This is a genomic window from Dokdonella sp., from assembly GCF_039926425.1.
Classification (GTDB): Bacteria; Pseudomonadota; Gammaproteobacteria; order Xanthomonadales; family Rhodanobacteraceae; genus Dokdonella_A.
Genome location: NZ_JBDSWZ010000139.1, coordinates 1 through 11,115 on the forward strand (window position 1 = coordinate 1; position 11,115 = coordinate 11,115).

The 11,115-nt window shown below is 63.0% G+C and carries 8 protein-coding genes; 5 read left to right on the forward strand and 3 right to left on the reverse strand.

Going from position 1 to position 11,115, the window contains the following annotated elements; genetic code table 11:
• A partial coding sequence (locus ABIV12_RS08365) for a TonB-dependent receptor (RefSeq protein ID WP_348058180.1) occupies nt 1–2,295 on the forward strand: 2,295 nt, incomplete at its 5' end.
• A 77-nt stretch (nt 2,296–2,372) separates the two neighbouring features.
• Complete coding sequence (locus ABIV12_RS08370) at nt 2,373–4,190, forward strand: sulfotransferase (protein WP_348058182.1); 1,818 nt, start codon at nt 2,373–2,375, stop codon at nt 4,188–4,190.
• Nucleotides 4,191–4,224: 34 nt separating this feature from the next.
• Here ABIV12_RS08370 and ABIV12_RS08375 read toward each other — a convergent pair whose 3' ends face one another.
• Nucleotides 4,225–5,895, reverse strand: coding sequence for a sulfotransferase (locus ABIV12_RS08375; RefSeq protein ID WP_348058184.1), 1,671 nt, complete (start codon nt 5,893–5,895; stop codon nt 4,225–4,227).
• Entirely contained in the window at nt 5,892–7,475 is a 1,584-nt protein-coding gene (locus ABIV12_RS08380) for a sulfotransferase (RefSeq protein ID WP_348058186.1), read from the reverse strand. The genes ABIV12_RS08375 and ABIV12_RS08380 overlap by 4 nt, the downstream gene beginning before the upstream one ends.
• A gap of 175 nt (nt 7,476–7,650) precedes the next feature.
• On the opposite strand from ABIV12_RS08380, the gene ABIV12_RS08385 reads away from it, so the two are divergent.
• Nucleotides 7,651–9,093 carry a sulfotransferase gene (locus ABIV12_RS08385; RefSeq protein WP_348058188.1) on the forward strand — a complete coding sequence of 481 codons (1,443 nt, stop codon included), beginning with the start codon at nt 7,651–7,653 and terminating at the stop codon, nt 9,091–9,093.
• A gap of 45 nt (nt 9,094–9,138) precedes the next feature.
• On the opposite strand, the gene ABIV12_RS08390 is transcribed toward ABIV12_RS08385, so the two are convergent.
• A complete protein-coding gene (locus ABIV12_RS08390; protein WP_348058190.1) occupies nt 9,139–10,242 on the reverse strand; it encodes a PilT/PilU family type 4a pilus ATPase in 1,104 nt (367 codons plus the stop codon).
• A gap of 233 nt (nt 10,243–10,475) precedes the next feature.
• On the opposite strand from ABIV12_RS08390, the gene ABIV12_RS08395 reads away from it, so the two are divergent.
• Together ABIV12_RS08395 and ABIV12_RS08400 are read left to right on the forward strand one after the other, a co-directional pair.
• Nucleotides 10,476–10,769, forward strand: coding sequence for a DUF4398 domain-containing protein (locus ABIV12_RS08395; RefSeq protein ID WP_348058192.1), 294 nt, complete (start codon nt 10,476–10,478; stop codon nt 10,767–10,769).
• Nucleotides 10,766–11,115, forward strand: a 350-nt coding sequence (locus ABIV12_RS08400; RefSeq protein ID WP_348058194.1) for a DUF4398 domain-containing protein, incomplete at its 3' end; no start/stop codon positions are given. The genes ABIV12_RS08395 and ABIV12_RS08400, both read left to right, overlap by 4 nt.

Consider the following 11,115-nt stretch of genomic DNA (forward strand, 5'->3'; position numbering starts at 1 on the left):
CAGATCCTCGCGGGCAACCGCAAGTTCAGCAAGAACGCAGTTGACCTGACCGCTGGTCCGAACACCGCGCCGTACACCTTCATCGGTGGTTCGTCGAGCGTTCTCGGTGGTCGTATCGTTCTTCCGGCCGGCAATCCGCTTCGTGACGTATTCGGCTGCTCGCAGATCACCGTCAATCCGGGCGCAACCGGCAACGCGGCCGATACCGCGAACTACCACTGCTTTACCAACGCAGACAAGTACAACTACGCAACGGTCAACCTGATCAACGCTCCGACGGAGCGCACCAGCGCGTTCCTCAATGGCACGTATCATCTGACCGACAACGTCGACGCGTACCTGACCGTCATGCACAGCAAGACGTCGTCGAGCTCCCAGCTGGCGCCGAGCGTCATCACCAGTGGCGCTGGTCTGACGATTTCGGCCGACAGCTATTACAACCCGTTCGGTCTCAATTTCGGTCCGGGCCTGAACACGTTCGCGCTGCGCGGCGCGGCGATCGGTCCACGCCGGACCAACGCAACCAACAATGTTGAACAGGTGAACACGGGCCTCAAGGGCCGCTTCGACATCGGTAACCAGAACTGGACGTGGGATGCCGGCTTCGGCTATGGCCACACGTCGCTGATCGCGCAGAAACTCGGCCTTCCGAATCTTGACACGCTCAATGGTTCGCTCGGCCCATCGTTCCTGGATCCGGCAACGGGTCTGGTGACGTGCGGTACGCCCGATGCACCGATTGCCGGCTGCGTGCCGATCAACATTTTCAACATCAACAACGCGAACGCCGATCCGGCATCCATTGCTGCCATCCGCGCGGCTGCGACAACCGCCCAGAACACGTTCACGTCGATCGAGAAGTACGAGCACCTCGAAGTGTCCGGCGGCTTGTTCGATCTTCCGGCCGGTACCGTCCAGCTCGCCGGTGGCGTTTCGCACCGCAGCGAGTACACGCGCTCGACGATCGACTCGCTGCTCAACATCGATCCGGCCACCAACAATTGCACGCTCGGCAGCCAGTGCGCCGCCGGTCTGCAGGGTGGCTACACCGTGAAGGAAGCGTACGCGGAAGTCTTCGTCCCGATTCTCAAGGACATTCCGTTCGTGCATGCGTTGAACGTGACGCTCGGTGACCGTTTCTCGAAGTACAACACGTTCGGCAGCACCAACAACTGGAAGGTCGCACTCGAGTATCGTCCGATCGAAGACCTGCTGTTCCGTGGCACGGTGTCGAAGGTGTTCCGCGCTCCGACCGTCGGTGACGTGTTCGGTCCAGCGGCTTCCAGCGCCCCGACGCTCTCGAGCGATCCGTGCGATTACGCGGCAGGTGGCGCTTCCACTGCCGGCAATCCGGCGTGCCGCGGTGTTCCGGCGACGGGTGGTTTCACCAACTTCGACGTCCTCAACGGCAACCAGATCAACGCGACGTCATCGGGATCCAACTTTGCCAATTTCCCGCTCGGACCCGAGCTTGGCAAGTCGTTCGACTTCGGCGTTGTCTATGATCCGAACTGGCTGGAAGGCCTGTCCGTTGGTGCGGATCTCTGGCGCGTTTACCTGCTGCAGACGATCAGCGGCATTGGCGCGCAGACGATCCTCAACCTCTGCTACAACGGCACGACGAGCTATTGCCCGCTCATCACGCGTAATCTGGACGGCCCCAACGCCGGCCAGATCACGAACATTCTGCAGCCGACGGGTAACCTCGGTCGTACGGACGTGTCGGGTGTGGACGTGAACCTGAACTACCGTCTGCCGGAGTTCTCGTTCGGCAAGTTCTCCGCGTCGATCAACGCGACGTACCTGAAGAACTTCAACGTCGATACCGCTCCCAACACTCCGGGAGACATTCCGTTCCACCTGGCCGGTCACTTCATCGGATTCGGATCGGGCGCGCTGTCCGGCTGCCCGGGCAATACCGGTGTCTGCACCTTGCCGCGCTGGAAGGCAACGACGGCGCTCAACTGGGGCCTTGGTAATTTCGATGCGTCGTGGCGCATGCGTTACTTCGGTCGCTACTCCAACGGCAACGAGAATCTTGACGAGCAGCAGTCCGCCTATCCGGGTCTGCCGGGTGCGGAAGTCAAGAAGGGTGCAAACACGTACAACGACATCAGCTTCGGCTACAACATCGAGCCGATCAACACGCGCATCGACCTCGGCGTGGACAACGTTGGCGACAAGCAGCCGCCGTTCTTCGGCTTTGACTCGCAGACGCTGAATGCCGGTACGGATCCGTCGACGTTCGATCTGGTCGGCCGTTACTACCACGCAAGCGTCACGGTGAAGTTCTGATCATTTGATCGGTAACTCGCTTCAGTGTTGATGAGCCGCGCGAGGCAACTCGCGCGGCTCTTTTTATTTGAGCGATCATGATCCCAACCATTGCACTTTCATCCATTGTGGCGGCCATTCAGGAGGGCAGGCCTGGCGAGGCAGAACGACTTTGTCGCCTTTCGCTTGAGCAGGCGCCGGATGACGAAAATCTTCACCTTCTGCTCGGCATCTGCCTGCAGCAGCAGGAGCGACATGACGAAGCCTTGATTCCGTACGCGTGGTTGACCACGAACGATCCAGGCTCCGCAACGCATTGGACCAACTACGCGACGGCGTTGCGCATGGCGGGCAGACCGGCAGAGTCGGCAGACGCGGCCACCCACGCGATCCGGCTGGCGCCTTCCGACGCAATGCACCATCTCGCGCTGGGGCTCGCGAAATTGCAGCAGAGCGATCATGAGGCTGCGCAGGAGCACCTGCTCAAGGCGTGCGAGCTGGACCCCGAATCGCCGTTGGCGCACATCCATGCCGCAAACGCCCTGGTCGCGGTTCGCGATGCGCAGGCGTATACGCTGCTTCGCGCCTGGCGCGCATGGTTGCCGCTGGACCCGCAGGACCAGTTGCTCCTCGCGCATCTCTTGATGACGATTGGCGACGCGAACGACGCATACGACGTTCTCGTCGAGCTGATGGCGCGCGCACCGATGAACCTTCCGGCCCGGCTGCAGATGGCGGCGCTTTACGAACGGAGGAACGAACTCGACTTGGCCGAGTTGCTGCTGAGCGACACGGCCGATCACTTTCCGACGATGGACAATCGGGATCGCCTGGAGATGGCCCACGTCCGTGCGACCCTCGCAATGCGCCGCGGCAATCCGGCCGAAGCGCGCAGCATCCTCGATGACGCGGGCCCACGCACGCCACTCGACTACACACATTTCTTCAATCTGGCGGACATCCAGGACAAACTCGGCAACAGGGGCGATGCGATGCAATCCCTCGCCAAGGCCCATGCTCTTCAGGTCGAGGAACTGACCCCGATCGCGCCCGCACGTTTCGCTGCGGACGCTCAGGTGCTCCCCAACGCCGTCGGTCGGCTCGGCGAATCGGATCATGCCGCCTGGCCTTCCCTGATCGCACCGACCGCCGATCAGTCACCGCTCTTCATCGTCGGCTTTCCAAGGTCCGGTACGACACTGCTCGAGCAGATGCTCGATGCACACCCCGCACTTCAGTCGATGGACGAGCGGCCATTCTTCACCATCATGGCGAACGAGCTCTTGGAGTACGGCGTTCGAATGCCTGACGGAATTGGCAAGCTCAACCAGAAGGACTGCGACGAACTCCGCGGCCGCTACTACGGACTGGTCGCGGACAAGATCCGGCGAGCCCCAGGTACGCGTCTCGTCGACAAGAACCCGCTGAACATGCTGATGGTGCCACTCATCAAGCGCCTGTTTCCGCACTCCAAATTCATTCTCGCGCTACGCCATCCGTGCGACGTCGTGCTCAGCAACTACATGCAGAATTATCGGTCGACCTTGCTCGCCGGCGCATGTTCGACGCTTGAGCGAACCGCGATGGCTTACGTCGCCGCAATGCAGTCATGGCTGTATCACGCCGACTTTCTCCAAGGGAATGTCCTGGTGTCGCGTTACGAGGATCTGGTGGGCGAATCGGCGATGCAAACCCGAAAAATCGCAGACTTTCTCGGCCTTGAAAATGCCGCGCCGATGCTGGCGCACGACAGCCATGCACGCGACAAGGGTTTCATCGCGACGCCGAGTTACACCGAAGTCATCAAGCCGGTCAGCCGGAAAAGCATCGACCGCTGGAGGCGCTACCAAGGCGAGTTCGAATCGGTTCTGCCGATCCTGAAGCCAATGCTCGACCATTGGGGTTACGCGGGGTGACTCGCGGTGAGCGGCGGATGGTCACGGACATCCGTCAATGCTCGTTCGCGGAAAACGTCAGCAATTCCGGCACCAGCGGCGCATAACCCGCCCATCGCCCAACCGACCGCCGATAGACTGGCTGCCGTGCCTGCCAGACGCTCGCGGTGTTGATCGCCTGCGCGGGGATGGAAGACGCCGGAATCTCGGACATGGCGGACGGAAGCCCAAGCCATTGGCTCAAATCGCGCACCGTGCCGTCGGGGTCGCCGGTCAATTCCTCGTAGCGCAGCGCGTATATCGCAGACGGATAACGCGTCTGCCAATGCTCCATCAGCTTGACGCAGCCTTGCTGGAACGCGGCAATGTCGGGGAAGTCGAACGCAAACGCGAATGTGTCGTCCTGGAAGGACTGCATCCAGATCGACAGTGCGATGTCGCGCAAACTGCGCTGGCAGTAGACGATCTTCGCGTGCGGCCATAGCGCGAGGATCAGGTCGACGTGCAGCAGGTTGAGCGGCTGCTTGTCGATGAACCAGTCGATTCCGTCGGCATCGTCCCGGCGCACCTGCCGCTCGTATTCGGCGGCGATGGAATCGAGCAGCACACGATCCGCTTGCCCGCTCGGCGGCAACCGGTGCGACTGTTTCCACATCCACGTCAGTTCGCCGCGGTTGCAGACCTGCGGGTTCCGCGCGATCAGCTCCGCCGTCAACGTGGTTCCCGAGCGCGGAATGCCGACGATGAAGACCGGCGTGAAGCGTCCGGTCCGCTCACGGCGAACGGCGAGTGGCTTGGCCAGAATCCGCGCGGCAATTCCACGCCGCCATTGCTTTCTCGAGCGTGGCCAGAGACTCGCCGCCAACGCGTTGGCGTCGCGAAAATATCCGACCGCCCGTGCCGCATCCCCGACATCGTCGAAGGCCTTTCCGAGCGCGAACAACAGCGTGGTGCGCGCGGGCGGACTGAGGTCGGGACGCTCGAGACACGCGTGTAGGAGAGCGAAGTCGGGATGGTTGGCGTCGCGGTAGCGCTGCGTGGATGCGAGCCCAAATGGAACATTCCACTCGGGCGCTTGCGTGCTGTGTTCGTACGCAAACAGATAGCGCGCGCGCGCGAGGTCGAACTCGCCGAGCTGGATCGCGTAGGACGCGGCATAGGCGTGCATGCGCGGATCGATGCAACCGCCGCTGATTTCCGCCTCCGCGATCGCGGAGGCGTCGGCCTTTCGATCGAATTCATCGAGGAGCTCCATCGCCTGAATCACCCGATCGATGGGCTGCCGACGACCCAGAAACGCGGCGACCAGAACGTCACCGGAGGCGCGGGTCCGCCCCGCGCGACCCAGAAGGCGACCGAGCATGAGGGCGGCAGCGCAATGGCGCGGATCGAGAGTGAGCACGTCGCGCAAGAGGACTTCGGCATCGGTGTCCAATTGGTGTTCAAGCCGCAGACCGGCCAGTGCAAACGCGATCTCAGCGGAGCGCGAGTGACGCGCGCGAGCGGCCGTCAGCACATCGGCCGCCGGCGCGATCAGCCCGCGCAGGACCATGCGTTGTGCGAGATCGAGCCAGTCCGCTGCAGATGCATCGGCCAACGCAGCATCGATCGCCGCCATGGCCTGCGCCTGCGATCCATGCGTCATTTCCGCTTCGTAGACCGCCAGCAGATGTGCGACAGCCGCGGATCGTGGCGGCAGCCCGCTGTGCTGAGATGGCGTCGTCATGCGACCGGTTCTCCAAATCGGGGTCGACCGAGTTCGATCCGCAGAGGATCGAGCAATGCTCCGTAGCGCGGTGCGCGCGCGGTGTCGCGGCGCAACGGCTGCCGCACCTGCATTGCGCTCGGCGATCCGACGGTGCGGTGGGTCTGGTGGAAATTCACGCAGGCTTCCTCGAACGGCAGGGCGCAGAAGGACAGCAGCGCACGGATTCGCGCTTCCGGATCGGCGAGCAATGCCTCGTAATCGTGTTCATGCACATGTGTCGGATGCTGTTCCAGCATGCCGCGCACGCTTCGATCGAATGCGCGCCAGTACGCGGCGAGATCGGTGAAGGTGCGCGTGTAGTCGTTGCCGGCGAGGTACTGGCGATAGCAGGAGAGGCATGTCTCCAGTGCATCGCGTCGGCACACCACGATGCGGGCCTGCGGAAGCATCGCCCGGATCGCGGCGATGTAGAGCCAGTTGTTCGGAAGCTTGTCGACCGAGACCGCACGACCTTGACGCCAGTATGCGGTGCGCTGGAGGTAGCGATGCCCGAGCCGCTCCCAGTCGTCCGAACGCATTGCATCGACCCAATGGGGAAAACCCGCGTTGCGTCGCCGGCTCTCCTCGGCGATCACCGATGGCAGGTCGGTCAATTCGCCGGCGCCTTCGACCCGGGAATGGGACGCGAGAATCTGTTCGGCCAGCGTGGTGCCGGAGCGAGGCTGTCCGACGACGAAGATCAACTCGCCGCCAAGTCCGGAACGAGATCCGACCGGTGCCGGTACGAATGCGTTCCGGATTGCCTCGACTGCATCGTCGAACGCGGACGCATCCCATGTTTTGCGACTGCGGGCAATCGCGTTTGCCTGCGCCAGCGCATCCAGCGACTCGCCGTACCGCCCGAGGTCATCGAGCACTTTGGCGAGCGCGAATCCCATCGCGATCCGGTCGTCCTCGGTCGCGCGGGAATCGGCCAGCGCGGCCCGGATCTCCACGCTATCGCGCTCGTTCATCGCGACACTCTTGATGTCCGCCAAACCCCACCAGGCGATGCCCGTCCATGGTCGTTCCGCGAGCACCTTGCGGTATTCGACGATCGCCTCGTCGCTGCGATCGCTCATTCGCAACAGGTCCGCAAGCTGCGCGCGCGCCTGGAGATGGTGCGGCGACAGGGCAACCGCGCGTCGCAGCGCATCTGCCGATTCGGCATAACGGACGCAGCGGGTCAGCAGGATACCGAGGTTGTACCAGGCTGCAGCAAGATCGGGCTGCAGCTCGCAAGCGCGGCGCAGGGCGGCGATGGCTCCGTCCAGATTTCCCGCATCCGCGAGGATTGTGGCGAATGTGTTGTGGTAGAGGGCGTCGCCGGGTCGCTGCGCCAGGGCGCTTCGCATGGATTGCAACGCGCGCGCATGGTCACCGCGAAGATTGAGGATTCCGGCATGCAGCCTCTGCACTTCGGGATGATCGGGCCGCGCCGCCAATGCTCCGGAAAGCGCCTGCTGGGCGTGATCCGCGCGGCCGCCTTCGAGGGCGTGCGCTGCTGCCAGCACACACTGGACAACGTCGGCGCTCAGACCGTCCAGGCGAGACGTCACTTTCGATCCAGCTGCCATTACATGCGCCACGGCGAATCCTCCGGCCGCAATGTTCGCACGGAATGATTGGCGGCAAGGTCGACTTTTCCCGCGACCATCACGACTTCCTGCTGCGGATCCACCGCAGTGCATGGCAGACTTCGGTCTTCCACCCGTCGGTTCCGGAGGCGCGAACATGGCGATGCACGCGCCCTACGATACCGATGCAACGCTCGCCGTCGCCCGGCAACTGTGGGACCAGGGCGACATCGAGCGCAGCGAACCGATGTTGCGCGACCTGGTTGCACGCGAACCCGCGCGCGAGGACATCGGCCTGCTGCTGGCCACGCTTCACCAAAGCCAAGGGCGTCTCGGCGCCGCATCCCAGACGATGTACGACCTCTGCGAAGCGAACGCGTTCGCTCCGGCGCTGGGCCTGCGAGCCGCCCAGTTCATCCAGAACTGCAGCCGGCAGCCGCTCGCCGCGCAGTTGTGCGATGCGGTGCTGTCGAGCGGCCCGCGCACTGCGGAGCTGTGCGTGGTCGCTGGAAACATCGCACGCGAGGAAGGGTATTTCGACAAGGCACGCGCGCTGTACACCGAAGCGCTGGAGGCTGGTGTCGATCTGAACCGCTGGTTTGTTCTCGGAGCACTCGCACACACCATGCGCTACACCGATGCGGGCCACCCTGACGTTGCACGGATGTCGGCGCATTTCAACGACGGCAGCTACGCGCCGAGATCGCGTGCGGCGACGGGTTTCGGGCTGGCCAAGGCACTGGACGATATCGGCGACTACGACGCCGCGGCACAGACGCTGCGCACTGCAAATGCACTGGTGCGGTCGGTGCTGACGTGGTCGGCTTCCGCGTGGGATGCGGCAATCGAATCTCGACTGAGCGAGTCGATCCTGCGCCTGCCACGCGCGGCACAGCCGAATTTCATTCCTGTTTTCATCGTCGGCCTCCCGCGCAGCGGCACGACACTTCTCGCAACGCATCTGGCACGCCAGACCGGCGCCCGTGATCGCGGCGAGTTGCGAATGCTCCGTTTCATTGCCGATCGACTTGCGAGCGGCGGCCACCTCGGCGATCCGGAGGCGATCCTCGAGGCCGCCGAGTGGTACCGGATGCATGCGGTACAGGACGACGCGCCGGCAGTCGCGTACATCGATCAGGATCCGCTCAATTTCCGCAACCTGCGCTACATCGAGGCGCTGTGGCCGCACGCCCGCATCGTTCACTGCCGGCGCAACCGGCGCGACACCGCGTTGTCCCTCTGGAGCCAGGACTTCGCGAATGCCGAATCCGCGTTTGCCTACGATTTCGCGGATATCGCTCGTTACTCAGACGGTCATGACCGCCTGATGCGCCAGTGGAAAAACCGGCTCTCCGTGCCGACCCACACCATCGATTACGAGCGCTTCGTCGCGGATCCATTCGAGTGCCTCAGGACGCTTGCTGCAGCGCTCGACCTGCCTCAACCCGCTGTGGCGCCCGGGGATTCTCGGGATGCGCCGATCGGGTCGGCGAGTGTCTGGCAGGCGCGCCAGCCGATTCATGCAAGCTCGGTCGAGCGCTGGCGCAACTACGCCCCGTTCGTGAAGGAGCTGACAGGTTTGCCGAGCGCATCGGACTGAGCGCGTCGAGCCGACGCGACCGGCATCGCCCGTTGCGTCAGCTCGTCAGAAATTCTGTCCGTCGAACGCGTCGGCCATCGGCACATCGCCGCCTTCGGCAAGACGGATCTTCAGCGCGAGCCCATCACGCGAGTCGGCGTGGTTCAAGGCTTCTTCGAGCTCGACCTTGCCTTCCTTGTAAAGGCCGTACAGCGACTGGTCAAACGTCTGCATGCCGTCCTGCAGGCTGCGGTCCATTGCTTCCTTCACTTCGTGCACCTGGCCACGGCGGAGCAGGTCGCGGATGTGCGGGGTGTTGATCAACACCTCTACCGCAGGGATGCGTCGGCCATCCTTGCCCATCACGAGACGCTGACTGATGACGGCTTTCAGGTTCAACGCGACGTTCATCAGGATGTTCTTGTGCGCCGCCTCGGGGAAGAAGTTGAGGATGCGCTCGATCGTCTGATCGGCGTTGTTGGAGTGCAGCGTCGCGAGGCACAGATGGCCGGTTTCGGAAAACGTGATCGCCGCTTCCATGGTGGTTGCGTCACGGATTTCGCCGATCAGGATCACGTCCGGCGCCTCACGCATCGCGTTCTTCAGCGCCTCGTGGAAGCTGTGCGTGTCGAGCCCGACTTCACGCTGGTTCACCACCGATTTCTTGTGACGGTAGAGATATTCAATGGGATCCTCGATGGTGAGGATGTGTCCGGCACTATTGATGTTCCGGTGGTCGATCATCGAGGCCAGCGTGGTCGACTTGCCCGAGCCCGTTGCGCCGACCAGGAGGATCAGGCCGCGTGGTTCCATGATGATCTGCTTGAACAGCGCAGGCAGCTTCAACTGCTCGATCGTCGGGATCTCGCTCTTGATCGCGCGGATCACCATGCCCACTTCGCCGCGCTGCTTGAACACGTTGATGCGGAACCGGCCCGCGTCCTTGACCGCGATCGCCATATTCAACTCGAGGTTCTTCTCGAACGCAGGGACCTGCCCCTCGTCCATCAGCGAATAGGCGATCTTCTTCACCATGCCGTTCGGCATGCCGGTGTTGCCGAGCGGATAGAGCTTGCCCTCGACTTTGATGTTCACGGGTGCGCCGGTGGTGAGGAACATGTCCGACGCACCTTTCTCGGTCATCAACTTCAGGAAATAGCCGATATCCATCGGTGCTTCTCACTTTAATTTCGGTGGCAGGGGTGCAATGCCAGCATGCGATCGCATGCATTCATCATTGCCAAAACGGTCGCCGGGTTCACACAATACGACGATTCCGCATTTTCACACGGGCGACCGCGAAAGTTATGACAGCAAGCCGGCTAAAAATCCATGTCCTGTTCGTGATTGTGGCGACTGCGTTCGTCCAGGCCTGTGCACCGACGCGACCTCCGGTCGACGAGTTGGCTGCCGCCTCTCGGGCGCTCGCCGACGCGCGCTCGGCGGACGCTCCCAATCTCGCACCCGCCGACTACCGTGCGGCGAGCCAGCAGTTCGATCAGGCGAGGGCTGCCGAAGGACGCCAGGACTACGACGTCGCTGCGCAATTCGCGCATCAGTCGGCGGCCGACGCCGATCTCGCACTTGCGAAAGCAAAACTGGGCAAGGCGCGCGCGTCGGTCGACCAGTTGCGTCGTGACAACGCGACGCTGGATCACGACTTGAGCGAACACGCAACGCAGGAGAGTCAGCCATGACGTTGCACATTCCACACTGGCGGTTTGTGAGGTCTGCGTCGCTCGTTGTCGCGTGTCTGCTGTTGAGCAGCAATGCGTTCGCGCGGGACGACGAATATCAACGCCTGTCCGACCGCTTCGACCGGCTGGTTGCGGATCCGGCCGTCGCCCAACACGCGCCGGCACAGCTTGATCGCGCGCGCGCGTCCCTCGCCGCGCTCAAGGATGCGAAGCGAAGCCAGCGTGACGAAATGGCGTATGTGGCCGAGCGCCGTATCGAAATTGCCCGCGTGAGTGCTGAAGCCCGATCGCTCGAAGACCAGCGCGTCAGCCTGCAGCGCGAGAACGACCGCTTGCAATTGGCTCA

Bases quoted from the DNA above. Each gene is read 5' to 3' on its own strand.
- ABIV12_RS08370 (WP_348058182.1), top strand. From the start codon at position 2,373: ATGATCCCAACCATTGCACTTTCATCCATTGTGGCGGCCATTCAGGAG.
- ABIV12_RS08385 (WP_348058188.1), top strand. From the start codon at position 7,651: ATGGCGATGCACGCGCCCTACGATACCGATGCAACGCTCGCCGTCGCC.
- ABIV12_RS08375 (WP_348058184.1), bottom strand. From the start codon at position 5,895: ATGACGACGCCATCTCAGCACAGCGGGCTGCCGCCACGATCCGCGGCT.
- ABIV12_RS08390 (WP_348058190.1), bottom strand. From the start codon at position 10,242: ATGGATATCGGCTATTTCCTGAAGTTGATGACCGAGAAAGGTGCGTCG.